A 19818-nucleotide genomic window follows, 5' to 3' on the forward strand; every position below is an offset into this window, starting at 1 on the left:
TCTACTCCCCGTCCAGGATGGCCGGGACCCGGAAGCGGCCGTCGGCGTCGTCCGGCGCCCCGAGCAGCGCCTCCTCGTTCGTGAGGGTCTGCCCCACCACGTCGTCGCGGAACACGTTGCTCAGCGGGATCGGGTGGCTCGTGGCGGGGACGTCGTCGCCGGCGACCTCGCTGATGCTCCTGATGGAGTCGACGATCACGGCGAGCTCCCCGGCCATGCGGCCGAGCTCGTCGTCGGTCATGTCGATGTGGGCGAGCCGCGCCAGATGCGCGACCTCGTCCCGGTTGATCTCAGCCATGGATCTCCCCTGGAAGTCGGAGGTGGGTTTCTGCCTCCAGTCTAGTGCTGGCACACATCCGATGCTGGCGTCAGGCACCCACCAGCACCTCAGGTCAGAGTTCCCGGCGGAACACCCAGAGCAGGATGTCCTCGTTCGGCACCCACCAGTCGCGCTCGGGAACGCGGTGGAAGCCCATCGAGAGGTACAGCTGATGTGCGCGCAGCATGTCGGAACCGCTGGTCAGACTCACCGCCTCGATGCCGGGCAGCGTGCGCGCGTGCTCGATGATGCGCTCCACCATGGCCCTGCCTATCCCCCCTCGCTGCACCGCGGGATCCACGGCCAGCATGCGGAACTCCAGCTCGCCCTCGACGGCGATGTCCGTGTACCGCTGGCCGGCGAAGGTGATGGCGACCGACCCGACGACGGCGCCGTCGCGCTCGGCCACCCATACCTGCGCATGCTGGGCCCGGTGCTCGATGTCGGAGAGGACGACGACGTAGGGGTGCGTGTCGTCGTCGAAGTAGCCGGCCTCGATATAGGCGTCACGGGTGATGCGGCGCACGTCGTCGTAGTCCTCGGGGGTGACGGGGCGGATGACGATTCCGGAATCGGTCGGCTGGTTCGGCGCTTCGCTCACCGGCGTGTTCTGGTCCACCGGTCTATTTTGCCACGACTCGCCACGAAAAAGTGCACCGCGAATAATCGAATTGTCGCCGAATTGTGCGGTGAAGCGTCGATGAATATCGCGCCGACGTCGATCAGCATTCATTCATGGATGTTCCTGCGGATATTGCGTATAATTCATACTGCTCTGCTGCTCCAAATGCGACGTGGAAAATTCAGCGTCGAGAAGCTGCCGCACCGATGAAGGGAGAGTCATGAAGGCTGTCATGTATTACGGCAAGGAAGACCTGCGCATCGAGGACATCGAGGAACCACAGGTCCGGCCCGGAACGGTCAGGATCAAACCGGCGTTCAACGGCATCTGCGGGAGCGACCTGCACCTGTACCAGGACGGACCCATCCCGCCGGCGCCGGGCGAGGAACAGCCGCATCCGCTCTCCGGCGAGACCCTCCCGGTGGTGCTCGGTCACGAATTCTCGGGTGTCGTCGAGGAGGTCGGTGACGGCGTGGACGGCATCTCGGTCGGCGACTCGGTGGTCGTCGAGCCACTCATGATCGATGGCACGTGTCCTGCCTGCCGCAAGGGAATGTACAACCTGTGCGAGCAGATGGGATTCATCGGTATCTCGGGCCGCGGCGGTGGTCTGAGCGAGCATATCGTGGTGGAGCAGCAGTGGGTCCATCGGATCGGTGACATGCCACTCGACCAGGCGGCGATGATCGAACCGCTGGCTGTCTGCCTGCACGCGGTCGAGCATGCCGGTGCCACGGCCGGTCAGACCGCTGTTGTCGGTGGCGCCGGTCCCATCGGCCTCCTCACGGCCGCGGTGCTCAAGGCGAAGGGGATCACCACGATCGTCAGCGAGGTCTCGAGGACACGTCGGGAGAAGGCTCTGTCGGCAGGTGTTGCCGACACCGTCGTCGACCCGTCCAGCGAAGATCTTGCCGCCGTGGTCGCGGACCTCACCGATGGCGCCGGAGCGGACGTGGCCTTCGACGCCGCAGGGGTCGGCGTCGTCGTCGGTCAGCTGCTCGGGGTGCTCGCCGCCGGTGGGCGGCTGGAGGTGATCGCACTCCACTCGAAGCCCGTCGAGCTCGACATCACGGATGCTCTGACGATGCAGGAACGCGTCCTGTCCAGCTGCATCGGGTACGCGAACAACCATCCGGAGGCCATCCGTCTGGTGCAGGAGGGCAGGATCGACCTGGCGCCGTTCATCACCTCGAAGATCCAGCCCGAGGACATCGTCGAGAAGGGCATCAAGCGCCTGCTGGACAACAGCGGTGAGGAAGTGAAGATTCTCGTGTCGCTGGAGTAGGGCTCAGTCCTCGCTCACCCGCCGATATCCCGTGCCGTCCGGATAGCGCTCCACGTACCCGTGGTCGACGAGTGCACGCCGGAGGGTGGGGATGTCGCGGGTGACCGTGGCGAGCAGGCGGTTGATCTCGGGCTCACCGAGTTCCTCGTCGGCAGGCAGGAGCCGCTCGGCCAGATGCGCGAGCAGATCGGCGCGGTCCTGGCCGGTCCGGGGCAGGCCGTCGATGCGACCCTCATGGAAGAATCTGTCCACGCCCTTCGGTGTGCCCGGAGCCGCAGCTGCCAGCACCTTCTTGAAGAGCTGCTCGTCGACGCTCTGGTCCTGGGTCAGCAGACCCGCGTCGAGAAGGCGCTGCACTTCCTTGGACGTCGCCTCGAGAGGCTGATGCAGGACGGCGCGCGCGTACAGTTCGCGGGCACGCGCTCCGGCCAGGGTCGAGAAGATCTTCTGCCAGGACGGCGTGGTCATGGAAGCCTTTCAGCTGGTCGGGTTCAGGCCGGCATATCGGGGGCGGGCCCGGTATCTGCAACGGTAGCGCCGTCGTCGTTCGTCTCCGCCGGGTCGGCCGTATTCGCCGGGCCGTGTTCGAGGAGGGCGATGAAACCCTCCTCGTCCAGGACCGGTACGCCGAGCTCCTCGGCCCTCTCCAGCTTGGTCCCGGCGTTCTCCCCGGCCACGACGTAGCTCGTCTTCTTCGACACGGAACCGGCCGCCTTGCCGCCGCGGGCGATGATGGCCTCCTTGGCCTCGTCGCGGTTGTACCGCTCGAGGGAACCGGTCACGACGACGGTGAGTCCCTCGAGCGTGCGCGGTGTGTTCTCGTCGACGTCGTCCTCCATCCGGACCCCGGCTTCCGCCCAACGGTCCACGATCTCGCGGTGCCAGTCCTCCGCGAACCACTCGGTGAGGGCTGCGGCGATGGTGGGGCCGACGCCGTCGACGTTCGCGAGTTCCTCCTCGCCCGCCGCACGGATGCGGTCCATCGATCCGAACGCGGTGGCCAGCGCACGCGACGCCGTGGGGCCCACGTGCCGGATCGACAATGCGACGAGCACGCGCCACAGCGGCTGGTTCTTCGCCTTCTGAAGTTCGGTGAACAGTTTGCGGGTGGTGGCGTTCGGTCCGGAGGGCTTTTTGGCCGTGCCCTTCGAGAAGAAGTAGGGCACGAGCTCGCGGCCGGCCACCACGCCCTTGACCTTCCTGTCCCGTTCGATCCTCACGTCGGCGAGCTTCTCCGGCGTGAGGTCGAAGATGTCGGCCTCGGTGGTGATCGGTGGCACCGCGGGTTCGGCGGGCTGGGTGAGGGCGATCGCCGCCTCCCAGCCCAGGGCCTCGATGTCGAACGCACCACGGCCGGCCAGATGGAAGACCCGTTCGCGCAGCTGCGACGGGCAGGAGCGGGCGTTGGGGCAGCGGATGTCGACGTCGCCCTCCTTGGCCGGTTGCAGCGTGGTCCCGCAGGACGGGCACTCGGTCGGCATGACGAACTCCCGCACCTCCTTCGGATCGCGCAGGGCCATGACCGGGCCCACGATCTCGGGGATCACGTCGCCGGCCTTCCGCAGCACGACGACGTCGCCGATCATGACGCCCTTGGCCTTGACGACCTCCTGGTTGTGCAGGGTGGCCATGCCGACGGTGGAGCCGGCGACCTTCACGGGCTCCATCAGGCCGAACGGCGTGACGCGGCCGGTCCGGCCGACATTCACGAGGATATCCAGCAGCTTCGTGTTGACCTCCTCGGGAGGGTACTTGTACGCCACGGACCAGCGCGGCACGCGTGAGGTGTGACCCAGGGCGCGCTGCAGTGCGAAGCTGTCCACCTTCACCACGATGCCGTCGATCTCGTGCAGCAGATCATGGCGGTGCTCGCCGTAGTGCTCGATGAACGCCACCACCTCGTCCTGGTCCGCGAGGACCCTGTAGTAGGGCGAGGTGGGCAAGCCCCAGGACTGCAGGAGATCGTACGTCTCGGACTGCGTCCCTGCGGTGAGCCCGGTGCGCGCACCGATCCCGTGCACGTACATCTCCAGCGGTCGCTCCGCCGTCATGGCCGGGTCCTTCTGCCGCAGGGAGCCGGCAGCGGCGTTGCGGGGATTGGCGAACGGCGCCTTGCCCGCGGCGACCATGCGCTCGTTGAGCTGGGCGAACTCCTTCGTGGGGAAGAACACCTCGCCGCGGATCTCCAGTTCCTCCGGGTGCCCGCTGCCGCTGAGGTGCCGCGGGATCGACGCGATCGTGAGGACGTTGTGCGTGATGTCCTCACCGGTGACGCCGTCGCCGCGCGTGGCGGCACGAACCAGCTCGCCGTCGCGGTACAGCAGATTGACGGCGAGACCGTCGATCTTCAGTTCGGTCAGCCACGCGATGGTGGCGCCGGGACTGCGCTGCTCGACGCCGGCCGTGGCACGCTCCAGCCAGGCCGTGAGCTCGTCGAGGGAGAAGACGTCCTCGAGGCTGTACATCCGGGCGAGGTGATCCACCGGCGTGAAGGCCGAGGAGACCTCGCCTCCGACCTCCTGCGTGGGCGAATCGTTCGAGACCAGCTCGGGGTGGAGTGCCTCCAGCTCCTCGAGCCGGCTGAACAGGGCGTCGAACTCGGCGTCGGAGATGGTGGGCGCTGCGTCCTGGTAGTAGGCCACGCGGTGCGCGCGGATCTGCTCGGCGAGCTGCGCGTACTCCTCCCTGAGCGCGTGATCGGGGATGTCGGAGTGCTCCGAGGGAGGTGCGGCTACCGGGGCGCTGTCGGGTCGTGGGGTCACTTTCTCATCCTGCCCTACCGTGCCACACCGGGCCACCGGGAACTGCCCTGCCCGCACGGTGCATCACGGGCCATCGCTGGTCGGTGCGGATCCGGCTGGCCGCAGATCTGCCCGAGTGCATGCCTCGCGAAGCCGTTCAGCCGGGGCCCCTCGGGCGGCGCTCCTGCCCGCGACGCACCTCACGGGCGGCGCCAGCCTGCCGGGCCGATGCCATCGGCGGCGAAGAAACCCCGGAATGGCGTCGTCGTCGTATCTTCTGCCCCCGGGGTCGCCGCATCGTCCGCTTCCCGCGTCGCCGCATCGACGACGATCGCCGTGACATTGTCACGCGCACCGGAACGCAGTGCCGCGGCGATCAGTTCGTCGCATACTTCCTGAGGCTCGGCGGCGATGCTCAGGATGCTGCAGATCTCGTCGTCCGTGAGCTCCCCGCTGAGACCGTCCGAGCACAGCAGGAGTCGATCGCCGTCCTCCACGGGCAGCAGCCAGAAGTCGGCCTCGGTGTCGTCCCCTGCGCCGAGGGCTCGGGTCACCACATGCCTCCTGGGGTGGGTGCGTGCCTCGTCCTCGGTGAGCTGCCCGGTGTCCACGAGTTCCTGGACCTCCGAGTGGTCCACGGAGATCTGTCCGAAAGTGCCGCTGCTCAGGCGGTAGGACCTCGAGTCTCCGACGTTGAAGAACAGCCAGTGGGGGGCTGCCGACTCCTCGACCAGGACGACGCCGGTCAGCGTCGTCCCCGCATCTCCCCCGGCTTCGCTGCGGATTCGCTGATCGACCTGGTCGATCAGGTCCTCGAGATACTCCACCGTGACGTGCGGCTCCGTGCCGGCGGTGATGCTGCTCGCCTCCAGCGTCCGCACGCAGATACTGCTCGCCACCTCGCCTGCCTCGTGCCCACCCATGCCGTCAGCCACGGCGAAGACCGGCGCGATCGCCACGAAGGAGTCCTCGTTCAGCTCACGGACCAGCCCGACGTCGGTCCCGAAACCGTAGCGGAGCCGGTTACCGAGTCCTGCTGAGGAGCGGCCCTCGCGCTCCCTGGCTGAGTGCGAATCGGCTGGTACGGCATTGATATCGATCGCGTGGGAGCCGTGCACCTGCCGGTCATGCATGATGGCTCCGGAGAGAGAATGCAACGCCGTCGTCAGCGTCACTGGGGCAGGCTCGGCAGTCTGTCATGCCACCATTCTGCCCCGGGGCTCCCCCAATCGACGCTCGCGATGTCCCCGGATCCCAGCCGGCGGCGTCGAACTCTGGGAACGAACGGTCCTTCCCAGCGGACGACGTCGAGCAGTGGGATCGAAGGGGCCGACGACCCAACACACCGGCCCGCTCCCACCCGACGGTCTCGAGCAGTGGGATCGAAGGGGTCGGGACGAGGCAGGCCTGCCCACTCCCACCCGACGGTCTCGGGCACTGGGAACGAACGGTCCCTCCCAGCGGACGACGTCGAACTGTGGGATCGGAGGGCGCGAAACCCTGCACTCCGGTCGGCTCCCACGCAAGTGCAGCGAGCAATCGGAGGCATGGTGCGAGAGCGAGGCCGAAGAGGTGAACGGGCGAAGGACAACTCAGTCGAGGATCAGGCCCGCTCCCGTGCCGCGCGTCAGCGTCGCCGGACGTACCTCACCGAAACCACGCACATTCCGGGGCTCGTGGAAGCTCAGGACGAAGTTGTCGTTGTGCTCGAGTGTGGCAGCCGTGACGGAGTCGACCAGTACCTGCCCCGGCTCGGCGAGCGCCGTGAGCCGGGCGGCGAGATTGACCGTCGGACCGTAGATGTCCCCGAGGCGCGACAGCACGCGCCCCCACACCAGGGAACAGCGCGCCGAGGGCAGGAAGTCGTCGTCGGAGAATGCCTTCGCGAGTGCCAGCGAGATCTCCGCGCCGGCCTCGGGCGACTCCGCGATGTAGAGGACCTCGTCGCCGACCGTCTTCACCAGCCTGCCACCGCCCACGGAGATGATCTCCGAACTCTTGTTCTCGAAGCGCTGTACGAGCTGGGCCAGCGTGCGCTCGTTCATCCGCCGCGACAGGCTCGTGTAGGAGACGAGATCCGCGAAGCCGACAGCGCGCGCGAGCGGCAGGGGCGCATCCTGCTCGTCGCCGTCACGCCCCTCGTCACTGGACCGCAGACCCGATTCCGCACGGAGCGCCAGACGCTGGACGGCCGCATTCATCTGGCGACGCCACGCGTAGACGAGCGTCTTCTCCAGAGGATCGATCAGATCCGGCAGTTCGGTGACGAGCGTCTTCCGCGCGTCGGAGTCCGAGAGCCCGCGCTGGGCGACGATCTCCTCGACGATCGCCTCGATCTGCCAGACCACCATGCGGTCCGTCATCTGCCCGACGGCGCGCGTGATGGAGATGGCGGCGTCCTCGGTGAGCTGCTCCTGACGCACCAGGTCGATGATCGTGGTGAGCGCATCGAGATCCTTGTCGGTGAAGGCGACGTCGTCGTCCCCGATATTGGGGAAGCCCATGGCACGCCACAGCTTCCGTGCGGACAGCAGGGAGACCCCGGCAGACGCCGCGATGTCGCGGCGTCTGAGGGTGCGCTCGGCGCCGAGGAGCTCGCACTCGAGCTGCCGTATCGTCTCGCGGTCGAGCTCGACGGGGGCGACGGCCGACGACGCCGCAGCCGTGCCGGTCCCTGCAGCCATGTCGGGCTGCAACTGCCAGACCTCCTTCGCCTGGGGCGGCGCGTCGGCCGTATGGATGCCTTCAGGAATCCCTCCAGCACCAGTCCCGGCGGGAGTCCCGGACCCGGCAGCGCGTGGAACACCGGATTCGTCGGAGGGACTCCCGGAGGAGCCGGAGCACTCCGGACGATCACCAGGATCGGCTGCAGGATTCCCCGCACCGGCTGCTCCGGCGTCGTCGGCCCCGGCAGGCCCGCCGGAGGAGTGACGGTCGTCGACGGTCATGATTGATCGGGCCTCCATCCGTTCCGGTCCTCCCGCGTCCCGCCGCGGTAGTAGTGCCCACCGCTGTCCATGTCTACACCATCAAGGATGCGGGTCGAGGGAAGCTCACTGATGGCCAGGCCGAGATATTCCTTGAACGTTGCAATCTGCGGAACATCACGGTACGGGTATGCGCGGTCGTAGTACGGTCCGATCAGGAGTGTCCCGCTCCCTGTCATCCGCTGCAGCAGTCTCTGCTCCGTGTGGATCTGCAGCCCGGATGACAGCGGAATGTCCTGCTCGATCCGCCGGCTGACGCCCCGCCGGTGAATCAGCCGCCTGCTCGTGAGCACGTACCGCGTACTGGACCAGCGGATGAGGGGCCGGATCACCACGACCAGGAGCAGCAGGACGACGACGGCGAACGCCAGCAGGAGGACCACGGGCTGCCATTCGCCCAGTTGGGCCAGGCTCCCGCGGCCGAGGTAGCCCAGGCAGAACCCGCCGGCGGCCAGGACCACGAAACCGCCGAGGACGGGGCGCACGAGCGGCAGCGGCGAGGGTCTGGTCCGTACGATCACGCGCTCTCCCGGCAGCAGTTTCACGCGCACGCTCTACTCCTGGGGGCGCAGGTGCACGATATCGCCCGCGGAGATGGTGTGGCGCTCGCCGTCGTCGTCGCGCACCACGAGGGCCCCGGTGGCATCGAGTTTCAGCGCCCGCCCGTTCAGCGCGCCGCCCCCGGGCACCTCTGCCCGGATGTCCTGGCCGAGGGTCCCCATGCGCGCCCGCACCCGTGCCGCAAGCGCCGGCCCGTCGTCCCAGGCGGCCTCGGCATCGCCGTCCACGTCGCAGAACGCGCGGTAGTGATCGGCGAAGGTGCGCAGGAAGGACTTGAGCAGGATGTTGCGGTCGGTGGTGGCCGCATACTCCAGCAGGAGGCTCGTGGCCGTGGGGACCGGAAGCTCGTCGTCGGTGAGACTGACGTTCAGCCCGATGCCCACGACGACGGCGGGAGGCTCGGCTCCGGCGCCCGGCACGAAGGTCGCCAGCACGCCGGCGAGCTTCCGTCCGTCGACGGTGACGTCGTTGGGCCACTTGAGCTGAGGGGCGATCCTCGTACGGTCCTCGACGCTCTCGGCCAGAGCCAGCGCGGCGAGCAGGGAGAACCAGGAGTAGGCGGTTGTGGGAACGGGCCGTCCCTGCCGGTTGAAGGGTCGCAGGAGCACGCTGAGCAGGAGCGATGAACGCTCCGGCGCCACCCAGGTCCGGTCGAGGCGCCCACGCCCGGCGGTCTGCAGCTCGGCCGCGAGGACACTCAGGTCGGGCCAGCCCGCGGGCTCCCGCTCGGCGTGCCGGACGAGGTCCGTGGTGGTCGAACCGGTGTTCGCCACGATCTCGAGCCGTGAGACCGGACCCGCCGGCAGGCAGAGGGCCGCCCTCAGTACGCTCGTGTTCAGGCCCGGGCGCTCGAGATTGGAGTAGCGGGAGGACATGCCACCGATCCTATCCGGCCCGCTCCCGGTGGCCGTTCCGATGGAGAGCAACGGTGGCCGTTCCGTTAGCAGGAACGGTGGGAGGACCGGTCAGAGGAAGATGTCCGGGACGAGCCGGTCCTCGGGGGCTCCGAGGCTGTAGCCGGTGAGATCGGTGATTCCCTCCTCACGAAGCACCTGCTCATCGGTGAAGAAGGTGCCGCTGCAGCTGCGCGCGGGCCGCACGAGGATCGCGTGAGCGGCATCGGCGACGATGCGCGGACTCCTGGCCGCCTGCACGAGGCTGCTGCCTCCGGGCATGGCCCTGATCGCGGCCGTGTCGATGAGTGTCGCCGGCCAGAGCGAGTTCACGGCGATCCCCTCGTCCTTCAGCTCCTCGGCCAGACCGAGGGTGGTCAGGGACATGCCGTACTTGGCCATGGTGTAGGCCAGATGCAGCCCGGCCCATTTCGGCTCGAGATTCAGCGGCGGTGAGAGCGTCAGGATGTGCGGATTCTGCGACTGTCCGAGGGCCGCCAGCGAGAACTTGCTGAGCATGAACGTGCCACGGACATTGATGTCCGCCATGAGGTCGTACCTCTTCATGTCGACGTCCGGGGTCTTCGAGAGGTCGATCGCGGAGGCATTGTTCACCACGATGTCGATACCGCCGAAAGTACTGATGGTGGCGTCGACGGCGGCCCTGACGTCGTCGTCCTTCCGCACGTCCCCCACGACGGCCAGCGCCCGCCCGCCCGCGGCCTCGATCTCGGCGGCCGCCGTGTGCACCGTGCCCTCGAGCTTGGGGTGGGGTTCCCCGGTCTTGGCCATGATGGCCACGTTCGCACCGTCGCGGGCTGCTCGCAGGGCGATCGCGAGGCCGATGCCGCGGCTTCCACCGGACATGAGCACGGTGCGTCCGGCCAGGGACCGCGCCGTGTCGGAGGTGGATTCGTGGTCCTCGCTGCGTGCGCTCATGGCTCCACCCTATGCAACCCAGTGCAGTCCGGTCACCGCAGGGCGCCCCGGCGACGCCGTACCCGCGGCGACGTCGACGCGCGCGCTAAGTGATGATCCACGAAACTGTAGGTCTTCTACAACGGTGGCACCTGCCATGATCACTAGACTGGGTCGGACGCACCGCAGCTGGCGGGGATCCACTGTCGGAATCCTCCAGTTTCGGCCGGCGCCGCTTCACCCGCCGACTTCACCCGCCGACCGGAGTACCCATGCACCAGGACCTGCAGCCCGATCTGACCACGACGGCCGGGAAGCTCGCCGACTTCAGGAGGCGCGAGGCACTCTCGCAGGAGCCCTCCGGGCAGGCTGCCATCGAGAAGCAGCATGCACGGGGCAAGAACACGGCCCGCGAGCGCATCGACCTGCTGGTGGACGAGGGCTCCTTCGTCGAGTTCGACGCCCTCGCCGTGCACCGCTCCACCGCGTTCGGCATGGAGAGGAAGAAGCCCCTCGGCGACGGCGTGGTCTCCGGGTACGCCACCGTGGACGGCAGGCTGGTGGCGCTCTACAGCCAGGATTTCACGGTGTACGGCGGGTCACTGAGTCAGGTCAACGGCGAGAAGATCGTGAAGGTGCAGGAGTTCGCACTGCGCAACGGCTGCCCCGTGATCGGCATCAACGACGGCGGCGGGGCCCGCATCCAGGAGGGCGTGGCCTCGCTGGCCATGTTCGCCGACATCTTCCGCAACAACGTGCACGCCTCCGGAGTGGTCCCGCAGATCTCGCTCATCATGGGCCCGTGCGCCGGTGGTGCGGCATACTCGCCCGCCCTGACCGATTTCGTGGTGATGGTGGACAAGACCTCCCACATGTTCATCACCGGACCCGATGTCATCAGGACGGTGACGGGTGAGGACGTGGACATGGAAACGCTCGGCGGAGCACGCCAGCACAACACCACCACGGGCACCTCGGCGTACCTCGCCACCGACGAGGCGGACGCCGTCGGGTTCGTGCGTGAACTCCTCGACTTCCTCCCCTCGAACAATCTCGCCGAGGCTCCGCTGACCGACTGGCTGGAGGACCCGGACCCGACGGAGGAGGATCTGGCTCTCGACGGCCTCATCCCCGACGCCGCGAGTCAGCCGTACGACATGCACGCGGTCATCGCGGCGATCGTCGACGACGGTCACTTCCTCGAACTGCAGGCCCTCTACGCACCGAACATCGTCATCGGCTACGCACGGGTGGAGGGCCACACGATCGGTATCGTGGCCAACCAGCCGCTCCAGTTCGCGGGCACCCTGGACATCAACGCCTCGGAGAAGGCCGCGCGCTTCGTCCGCCACTGCGACGCCTTCAACATCCCCCTGCTCACCCTCGTGGACGTTCCGGGGTTCCTTCCCGGCAAGGACCAGGAGTTCCAGGGCATCATCCGGCGCGGGGCGAAACTGCTGTACGCCTACGCCGAGGCCACAGTGCCGAAGCTGACCGTCATCACGCGCAAGGCCTACGGCGGTGCGTACATCGTCATGGGGTCCAAGAAGCTCGGTGCCGACCTGAATCTGGCCTGGCCCACGGCGCAGATCGGCGTCATGGGTGCCCAGGGTGCAGTCAACATCCTGTACCGCGGGCAGCTCAAGGAGGTCGCAGACGCCGGCGGCGACGTCGAGGCGGCCCGCGCCGACGCCGTCCGGCAGTACGAGGAGGAACTCCTGAATCCCTACCAGGCCGCCGAGCTGGGCTACGTCGACGCCGTCATCGCTCCGTCCGAGACGCGACTGCAGATCGTCCGCGGGCTCCGGGCCCTGCGCGACAAGCGTGCGTTGAACCCCGCCAAGAAGCACGGGAACATCCCGCTGTGAGCGAGCAGGAGGGCGCACAGGAGCGTGAGCCCGACGCCGGGTCCGCGAACGCCGCAGCCCAGGTGCCGCCCGCGTTCTCGGTCGTCTCCGGCTCCCCGACCGCCGAGGAGCTCGCTGCCCTCACCGCCGTCGTCGTCGCCCTGCAGGGTGCGCAGCAGACTCCGGCGAGCGACGGACCGGGGCGATCCTGGGTTCGCCGGGCCCTGCTCTCCCTCGGGCCGAGGCCCGGCCCGGCGTCATGGAGACGCAGCGGCCGCTGAAGCATCGACCACTGAAGGGCGCCGAATGGTGCGGCTGCGCCCGCGGAACTCCGCGACGAGGGTTGCACCCTGCCTGACATGGATGTCGTAGATCCCGCTCCTGCCGGTACGCGAGACGAGAGCACCCTCGGCCGTGAGCGTCTGGCCCTGATAGGCAGGCGCGAGGAAATTGATGTCCGCGCCGGAGGCCACGGTGATGGTCGCCGGATCGCCCGCAGGGTCGTTGCACGTCAGTGCGAAGCACGTATCGGCGAACGCGAAGATGATGCCGCCGTGGGCCATGCCGAAGCCGTTGACCATCTCGTGCCTGATCTCCAGGGAGATCAGCGCCGCTCCCGGCGCCACACGGTCGACGACGATGCCCAGCCAGGCCGACATGTGATCCCCGGCCAGGATCGCGTGGGTCTGCGACATCGGATCGGGCTGTGGCGTCGGACTGGGCTGTTGCATGGGATGCTCCTCACCGGCAGGGAACGGCTGCGACACGCACCGTGCTCCCGACGGTAGCCTCCGGCAACCGTCGGCGCTAGGCTCGGAGCGTGACCCACACCACTGACGACTCCGCCCTGCCCGCTGATCCGATCCGGTCGTCCACGGCCATCGACGCCGTCGCCACCTCGTACTACGAGACGCTGCTGCGCCTGATGCCGGACTTCGCCACCGAGCTGGGCCTGCCGGGCCACGAGACGGAGTACCGCGACTTCTCCCCCGCGGGGCTCGATGCCCTCGCGGACGCAGCACGCGAGACCCTCCGCCGCCTCGGGGGCCTGACTCCGGCCGACGACGTCGATGTCGTCACCCTGGATGCGATGCGGGAACGGCTCGGACTCGACCTCGAGATCCACGAGGCGGGGCTCGATGCGTCGCAACTGAACAACATCGCCTGCCCCGCCCAGAGCATCCGTGCCATCTTCGATCTGATGCCGACGGACACGGTCGAGGACTGGGGCCACATCGCCGGCCGGCTGGCGAACGTACCCGACGCCATCGACCGCTATATCTCCTCGCTGCGGGCCGGCCGGGAGCGCGGTCTCGTCGCGGCACGCCGCCAGGTGGGCATCGTGATCGGGCAGGCCACGAAGTACGCCGAGGACGGCGGCTTCTTCGACGCGCTCGGGAGCACGACGAGTACGGCGAGCGCGGACGGCACCGGCGACGAACAGCTGCCGGAGTCGCTCACCCGCCGGCTCCGTTCCGGTGCCGACGCCGCCTGCACCGCCTACCGGTCCCTCGCAGCCTTCCTCGGTGAGGAGCTCCTGCCCGCCGCACCCGAGCAGGACGCCGTCGGACGGGAACACTACGCACTGATGTCCCGCCTCTTCCTCGGTTCCGCCGTCGACCTCGAGGAGACGTACCGGTGGGGTGTCGGGGAACTGGACAGGGTGATCGCCGAGCAGGAGGCCGTGGCGGAGGAGATCCGTGCAGGGGCAACCGTCGAGGAGGCCATCGCTCTCCTCGACGCGGATCCCGACCGCCAGTTGCACGGTACCGAAGCCCTGCAGAGGTGGATGCAGAAGCTCTCGGACACGGCGGTCGCCGCGCTGGCGGGCACGCATTTCGACATCCCCGAGGTGATGCGCCGCATCGAGTGCCGGATCGCTCCGACCACCGAGGGCGGCATCTACTACACCGGTCCCAGCGAGGACTTCTCCCGTCCCGGCCGCATGTGGTGGTCCGTGCCCGAGGGCGAGGACTCCTTCACCACCTGGCGGGAGACGACCACGGTGTACCACGAGGGGGTCCCCGGTCACCATCTGCAGATCGCCACCGCGACACTCCAGCGGGCCCTGCTCAATCCCTGGCGTCGCAACGCCGTCTGGGTCTCGGGACAGGGCGAGGGCTGGGCGCTGTACGCGGAGCGCCTCATGCAGGAACTCGGTTTCCTCGCCGACCCGGGCGACCGCCTCGGCATGCTCGACGCCCAGCGCATGCGTGCTGCCCGCGTGGTCTTCGACATCGGGGTCCACCTGGAACTGGAGGTTCCCGAGCGCTGGGGGACCGGGACGTGGACGCCGGAGAAGGGGTACGACTTCCTCGGGAAGAACATGTCCATCAGCGAGGGCCAGCTCGACTTCGAATTCGCGCGCTACCTCGGCTGGCCCGGCCAGGCTCCCTCCTACAAGATCGGTCAGCGTCTCTGGGAACAGATCCGCGACGAGGTCCGGACGAACGAGGGCGGGGCGTTCGACCTGCAGGCCTTCCACACCCGGGCACTGAACCTCGGCTCGGTGGGCCTGGACACCCTGCGGCGGGCCCTGGTGTCGTGAGGACGGAGGTCGCCCGAGGATAGATCTTCGTCACACCCGGGCGGCGGTGATTCCCCGCCCGGGTGCCTGCTCCCCGGACCGGCGCGGATGCCGCGCCGAGGGGACGACGACGCAGGGCTGTCCTCGCGTAACATTGCGCAACAAGAGATTCCATCGGGTATCGGACGACACCTAGAGTTCTGGGCGTGTCCACCGAAACCAGCTCCCCCACCCGACGCAGGCTGCCCCGCTGGGTCACCTCCTTCGGCCCGCAGATCATCGCGGCCCTGCTCGTGGGTCTTGCCCTCGGCCTGCTGGCCAAGTACACGGGCCACACGGAGGAGACCCCGAACGCCCTCGGTACCACCCTCGCGACACTGGGTTCGAGCTATGTGGCACTGCTCCGCGCCGCCGTCGTCCCCCTGATCTTCACGGCCGTGGTCAGCTCCATCGCCAATCTGCGCGCCGTCACCAACGCCGCACGGCTCGCCGGGCAGACCCTGCTGTGGTTCGCGATCACCGCGCTGATCGCCGTGGTCATCGGTATCGTCCTCGGTGTCGTCTTCCAGCCCGGGGCGGGCACCGGCGCAGGTCAGCCCGAGGAGTACACGGGCAGGACCGGCAGCTGGTGGGCCTTCCTGACCGGGCTGATCCCCACGAACTTCCTCGGTCTGCAGGCCTCGTCCGCCCTGGACGACGCCGGTGCGGTCGAGACGAGTCTGAACTTCAACGTGCTGCAGGTCCTCGTGGTCGCCGCGGCCGTCGGTATCGCGGCCCTGAAGGTCGGTGCACCTGCCGAGCACTTCCTGACCTTCAACGCCTCGGCACTCGCCGTCATCCAGAAGGTCCTCTGGTGGATCATCCGGATCGCCCCGCTCGGCACGGTCGGGCTGATCGGCAACGCCGTCGCCGTGTACGGCTGGGACACCATCGGCTCCCTCGGCAAGTTCACGCTGGCCATCTACGTCGGTCTCGCGCTCGTGTTGTTCGTGGTCTATCCCATTCTCATCAAGGCCCACGGCCTGTCGATCAGGCAGTACTTCTCCGGAGCCTGGCCGGCCATCCAGCTGGGTTTCGTGTCCCGCTCCTCGGTGGGCACCCTCCCGCTCACGCAGCGGATCACCGAGCGCAATCTCGGAGTACCCCGCGGATACGCCTCCTTCGCCGTACCCCTGGGCGCGACGACGAAGATGGATGGCTGCGCCGCCATCTACCCGGCCGTCGCCGCGATCTTCGTGGCCCAGTTCTTCGGCATCGAGCTGGACCTCACGCAGTACCTGCTCATCGTGCTGGTGTCGGTACTCGGATCGGCCGCCACTGCCGGTACCACCGGCGCAGTGGTCATGCTGACCCTGACCCTCTCCACCCTCGGACTCCCCCTCGCCGGCGTCGGGCTGCTGCTCGCCGTCGACCCGATCCTCGACATGGGCCGGACGGCCGTGAACGTCGCCGGCCAGGCCCTCGTCCCCACGCTCGTCGCCCGGCGGGAGAAGCTGCTGGACCTCGCCCTCTACAACGCGGAGCGCTCGGGTGATCCGTTCGTCGACGACAGCGAGGACGGCACCACGGTCCACGTGGAGACCGAGAGCACGGCGTCCACGACCCGCTGAGCGCGTCCGCAGGAAGGGTCGACCGGCCGTTCCTTCGCTGCACCGGTGTGGCCCGGTCCACGTGATCCGATCGGGCGGGCCGGGGGTCGTCCTGCCGTCTAACGATTCAGACTCGATCGATCACCCGCGGCACCATCACCACACGGCGGGCGCATCATAGTGTGCACCTATCCAGTTCGACAAGGTGGTGCGCCATGAACACAACACGACACGAGACTCACCGGACGAGGAAACTCCCCGCCACCCTCGCCGCCCTCGCCCTCACTGCGGGCCTCGGCCTCGCAGGGGCGCCGCCGGCCACCGCCGCCTACTGCGGCATCACGTGGGGATCGACGGTCAAGGCCGCCCCCAGTCACTCCTCCTCCCCGATCACCGACGTCCGCTCGGGCCGGCACGACTGCTTCGACCGGATGGTCATCGACACCCGCGGCCCCGTCTCCGGGTATCGCGTGGCCTACGTGGACCAGGTCACCCGTCCGGGCTCGGGATTCACCGTCCCCCTGCGCGGTGGCGCACAGCTCTCGGTGACCGTCGCGGCGCCCGTCTACGACGGCTCGGGCCGGACGACCTATTCACCGTCCAACCAGAACGAGCTCGTCGACACCGCGGGGTACTCCACCTTCCGGCAGGTGGCCCTGGCCGGAAGCTTCGAGGGACGGACGACGATCGGTCTCGGCGTCCGCGGTCGGCTCCCCGTGCGCGTCTTCGTCCTGCCGGGTCCCGGGAACGGTTCGAGGGTGGTGGTCGACGTCGCACACCGCTGGTGAGGCGCCGCTGACCGTACCCCGGCCCCGTCGTCCGTGACGGGACCGGGGTACACCTAGTCTTGAACGATGACCCCCCGCCTGATCCTCGCCTCCAAGTCCCCGGCCCGCACGAGACTCCTCACCGACGCCGGAATCCGCCACGGCGTCCTGGTCTCCGACGTCGACGAAGGCGCAGTGGCCGCCTCCTACGGCGAGATCGACGCCCATGACACGGCACTGCTCCTCGCCCGCGCCAAGGCCGAGGCCGTCGCGGCACTCGAGGACGCCGACGATTCCCTGGTGATCGGCTGCGATTCCGTCTTCGAGTTCGACGGTGAAGCGTACGGCAAGCCCTACCGACCGGAGATCGCCGTGGAGCGGATCGCGCGCATGCAGGGACGCTCGGGAGTCCTGCACACGGGCCACTGGCTCGTCGACACGCGTGGAGCCGGCTCGGGCGGGACCGTCGGCGCCGTCGCCTCGGCCACGGTGTCCTTCGGCAGGATGACCGCTGACGAGATCAACGCCTATGTCGCCAGCGGAGAACCCCTGCAGTGCGCAGGATCCTTCACGATCGACGGTCTCGGTGGAGCGTTCATCGACGAGGTCCGGGGCGATCCGCACGCCGTCATCGGGCTGAGCATCTCCACGCTGCGCACCCTGCTGCGTTCCCTCGGAGTGCCGATCACGGCGCTCTGGGGCACCGGAATCTCCTTGTAGGTTCCCTACAAAGGATCACCGACTGACACTTCCATACGGCACGATCCATGCGCGAAAGCGACAAAAGCGGTCTAGGCTCCGAACGGAGAAGAAGGAGTCCCGCGTCCCATGAGCCAAGCCCCCCTCACCCCGTCCGAGCCCGCAGCCGATCCCACAGTGGATCCCGCAGCCGAGAGCAGGCCGGACACCACGCAGCAGCATCGTCCGGTCACGAAGGTCCTGGTGGCCAATCGCGGGGAGATCGCGGTCCGTGTGATCAGGGCGGCACGGGACGAGGGGATCACCTCTGTGGCTGTCTATGCCAATCCCGACCGCGACGCACTCCATGTCCGGATGGCCGACGAGGCCTTCGCACTCGGCGGTGACACGGCGGCCGAGTCCTATCTGGCCGCCGACAGGATCCTCCAGGCCGCGAAGCACAGCGGTGCCGATGCCATCCACCCCGGCTACGGCTTCCTGTCCGAGAACGCCGAGTTCGCCCAGCGGGTCATCGATGCCGGGATCACGTGGATCGGACCAGCTCCGGAGTCCATCGCGCAGCTGGGCGACAAGGTACGGGCCCGTCACATCGCGGAGAGCGTCGGGGCGCCCCTCGTGCCCGGCACCAAGGACCCCGTCGCCTCCGCCGAGGAGGTCCTCGCGTTCGCGGAACAGTTCGGCCTGCCCATCGCCGTCAAGGCGGCCTTCGGCGGCGGCGGCCGCGGCATCAAGGTGGCGCGCACCCTCGGGGAGATCCCCGAACTGTTCGAGTCCGCGGTACGCGAGGCGACCGCCGCCTTCGGGCACGGCGAGTGCTTCGTGGAGCGCTTCCTGGACGCCCCGCGCCACGTCGAGACGCAGTGCCTCGCCGATGCCCACGGCAACGTCGTCGTGGTGTCCACCCGGGACTGCTCGCTCCAGCGTCGCAACCAGAAGCTGGTCGAGGAAGCCCCGGCTCCGTTCCTCTCGGACGAGCAGAACGAGCGCCTGTACGACTCCTCCAAGGCGATCCTGCGGGAGGCCGGGTACCAGGGCGCCGGCACCTGCGAGTTCCTGGTCGGTCAGGACGGGACCATCTCCTTCCTGGAGGTCAACACCCGGCTGCAGGTGGAGCACCCCGTCTCCGAGGAGGTCACGGGGCTGGACCTCGTCCGGGAACAGTTCAGGATCGCCCGTGGCGAGGAGCTCGGGTACGGGGATCCGGCCGTGCGCGGGCACTCGTTCGAGTTCCGGATCAACGGGGAGGACGCCGGTCGCGGCTTCCTGCCCACCCCCGGCACGATCAGGACGCTCACCCTCCCCACCGGGCCCGGCGTCCGGGTCGATTCCGGCATCGAGGCCGGGGAAGTCGTCGGCGGTAATTTCGACTCGATGCTCGCCAAGCTGATCGTCACCGGCGACACCCGGGAGCATGCACTGCAGCGGGCACGGCGGGCCCTGGCGGAGCTGGTGATCGAGGGCATGCCCACCGTGGTGCCCTTCCACACCGCCGTCGTCGCCGATGCCGCGTTCGCCCCCACCGAGGGCCCCTTCTCGGTCCACACCCGGTGGATCGAGACCGAGTTCACCAACACCATCGAACCGTGGAGCGGATCCGGTGACACCTCCGGTGCCGATGCCGGCGGGCCCCGCCAGCTGATCACGGTCGAGGTCGACGGTCGTCGCCTGGAGGTCTCCCTGCCAGCAGGTCTCGGTGCGGGCCCGGGCTCGAAGAACGGCAACGGTACGAAGCCGAAGAAGTCGCCGCGCGCACGGGCCGGCAAGGCCACGGCCGGCGGGGACGATCTCACCTCGCCGATGCAGGGCACGATCGTCAAGGTCGCAGCACGCGACGGCGATGTCGTCGCCGAGGGAGATCTGATCGTGGTGCTCGAAGCGATGAAGATGGAACAGCCGCTGATGGCGCACAAGGCCGGCACGCTCTCGGGCCTGACGTCGACCGCCGGCGACACCGTCGCCGCGGGCGCCGTGATCGCCACCATCAGGGACTGAGCAGCGCCTGGCCCGAAGAACCGGTGAGCACTCCGGCCGAGATCCGGGAACCCGCCGCCTGGGACGACGGC

Annotated in this window: 18 protein-coding genes; 8 read left to right on the plus strand and 10 right to left on the minus strand. The window is 68.5% G+C overall.

The genetic code is table 11. The features are described from left to right. Position 1 precedes the first annotated feature (1 nt). Together gatC and E8P82_RS02945 are read right to left on the minus strand one after the other, a co-directional pair. Positions 2 to 298, minus strand: a complete 297-nt coding sequence (gatC, locus tag E8P82_RS02940) for an Asp-tRNA(Asn)/Glu-tRNA(Gln) amidotransferase subunit GatC (protein WP_136453006.1) — start codon at positions 296 to 298, stop codon at positions 2 to 4. Positions 299 to 392: 94 nt separating this feature from the next. Further along, positions 393 to 938: a GNAT family N-acetyltransferase gene (locus E8P82_RS02945; protein WP_425455979.1), complete on the minus strand. Its 546-nt coding sequence runs from the start codon at positions 936 to 938 to the stop codon at positions 393 to 395. Positions 939 to 1161: 223 nt separating this feature from the next. On the opposite strand from E8P82_RS02945, the gene E8P82_RS02950 reads away from it, so the two are divergent. Next, positions 1162 to 2226, plus strand: coding sequence for a 2,3-butanediol dehydrogenase (locus E8P82_RS02950; protein WP_136453008.1), 1065 nt, complete (start codon positions 1162 to 1164; stop codon positions 2224 to 2226). 3 nt (positions 2227 to 2229) lie between these two features. Here E8P82_RS02950 and E8P82_RS02955 read toward each other — a convergent pair whose 3' ends face one another. The 7 genes from E8P82_RS02955 to E8P82_RS02985 all read right to left on the minus strand — a co-directional run bounded on the left by E8P82_RS02955 (position 2230) and on the right by E8P82_RS02985 (position 10347). Then, the gene (locus tag E8P82_RS02955; RefSeq protein ID WP_136453009.1) at positions 2230 to 2694 is read right to left on the minus strand and encodes a DUF2087 domain-containing protein; all 465 of its coding nucleotides are present in this window, start codon (positions 2692 to 2694) and stop codon (positions 2230 to 2232) included. A gap of 23 nt (positions 2695 to 2717) precedes the next feature. Continuing rightward, a complete protein-coding gene (gene ligA, locus E8P82_RS02960) occupies positions 2718 to 4988 on the minus strand; it encodes an NAD-dependent DNA ligase LigA (protein ID WP_136453010.1) in 2271 nt (756 codons plus the stop codon). A gap of 179 nt (positions 4989 to 5167) precedes the next feature. Then, entirely contained in the window at positions 5168 to 6100 is a 933-nt protein-coding gene (locus E8P82_RS02965; RefSeq protein ID WP_136453214.1) for a PP2C family protein-serine/threonine phosphatase, read from the minus strand. A 459-nt stretch (positions 6101 to 6559) separates the two neighbouring features. After that, on the minus strand, positions 6560 to 7651 hold the full coding sequence (locus tag E8P82_RS02970) for an adenylate/guanylate cyclase domain-containing protein (RefSeq protein WP_136453215.1): 1092 nt from the start codon (positions 7649 to 7651) through the stop codon (positions 6560 to 6562). 260 nt (positions 7652 to 7911) lie between these two features. Further along, the gene (locus E8P82_RS02975) at positions 7912 to 8505 is read right to left on the minus strand and encodes a PH domain-containing protein (protein WP_136453011.1); all 594 of its coding nucleotides are present in this window, start codon (positions 8503 to 8505) and stop codon (positions 7912 to 7914) included. 3 nt (positions 8506 to 8508) lie between these two features. Further along, the gene (locus E8P82_RS02980) at positions 8509 to 9390 is read right to left on the minus strand and encodes a biotin--[acetyl-CoA-carboxylase] ligase (protein ID WP_136453012.1); all 882 of its coding nucleotides are present in this window, start codon (positions 9388 to 9390) and stop codon (positions 8509 to 8511) included. Positions 9391 to 9480: 90 nt separating this feature from the next. After that, a complete protein-coding gene (locus E8P82_RS02985; protein WP_136453013.1) occupies positions 9481 to 10347 on the minus strand; it encodes an SDR family oxidoreductase in 867 nt (288 codons plus the stop codon). A 263-nt stretch (positions 10348 to 10610) separates the two neighbouring features. Between E8P82_RS02985 and E8P82_RS02990 the strand changes: the two genes are divergently transcribed. Continuing rightward, positions 10611 to 12194: an acyl-CoA carboxylase subunit beta gene (locus E8P82_RS02990; protein WP_136453216.1), complete on the plus strand. Its 1584-nt coding sequence runs from the start codon at positions 10611 to 10613 to the stop codon at positions 12192 to 12194. Beyond that, entirely contained in the window at positions 12191 to 12454 is a 264-nt protein-coding gene (locus E8P82_RS02995; protein ID WP_136453014.1) for an acyl-CoA carboxylase subunit epsilon, read from the plus strand. The genes E8P82_RS02990 and E8P82_RS02995 overlap by 4 nt, the downstream gene beginning before the upstream one ends. Here E8P82_RS02995 and E8P82_RS03000 read toward each other — a convergent pair. Beyond that, positions 12431 to 12904, minus strand: coding sequence for a hotdog fold thioesterase (locus E8P82_RS03000; protein WP_246020911.1), 474 nt, complete (start codon positions 12902 to 12904; stop codon positions 12431 to 12433). The genes E8P82_RS02995 and E8P82_RS03000 overlap by 24 nt on opposite strands. Positions 12905 to 12993: 89 nt before the next feature. Here E8P82_RS03000 and E8P82_RS03005 point away from each other — a divergent pair, with 89 nt between their 5' ends. The 5 genes from E8P82_RS03005 to E8P82_RS03025 all read left to right on the plus strand — a co-directional run bounded on the left by E8P82_RS03005 (position 12994) and on the right by E8P82_RS03025 (position 19747). Then, on the plus strand, positions 12994 to 14721 hold the full coding sequence (locus E8P82_RS03005) for a DUF885 domain-containing protein (protein WP_246020912.1): 1728 nt from the start codon (positions 12994 to 12996) through the stop codon (positions 14719 to 14721). 179 nt (positions 14722 to 14900) lie between these two features. Beyond that, positions 14901 to 16310, plus strand: coding sequence for a dicarboxylate/amino acid:cation symporter (locus tag E8P82_RS03010; RefSeq protein WP_425455985.1), 1410 nt, complete (start codon positions 14901 to 14903; stop codon positions 16308 to 16310). A gap of 194 nt (positions 16311 to 16504) precedes the next feature. Continuing rightward, entirely contained in the window at positions 16505 to 17077 is a 573-nt protein-coding gene (locus E8P82_RS03015) for an AMIN-like domain-containing (lipo)protein (protein ID WP_136453016.1), read from the plus strand. 66 nt (positions 17078 to 17143) lie between these two features. After that, positions 17144 to 17776, plus strand: a complete 633-nt coding sequence (locus E8P82_RS03020; RefSeq protein WP_136453017.1) for a Maf family protein — start codon at positions 17144 to 17146, stop codon at positions 17774 to 17776. A gap of 108 nt (positions 17777 to 17884) precedes the next feature. After that, positions 17885 to 19747: an acetyl/propionyl/methylcrotonyl-CoA carboxylase subunit alpha gene (locus tag E8P82_RS03025; protein ID WP_136453018.1), complete on the plus strand. Its 1863-nt coding sequence runs from the start codon at positions 17885 to 17887 to the stop codon at positions 19745 to 19747. The last annotated feature ends 71 nt before the right edge of the window (positions 19748 to 19818 follow it).

Origin of the sequence: Arthrobacter echini, from assembly GCF_004803505.1 — a bacterium.
GTDB classification, from domain to species: Bacteria; Actinomycetota; Actinomycetes; order Actinomycetales; family Micrococcaceae; genus Arthrobacter_D; species Arthrobacter_D echini.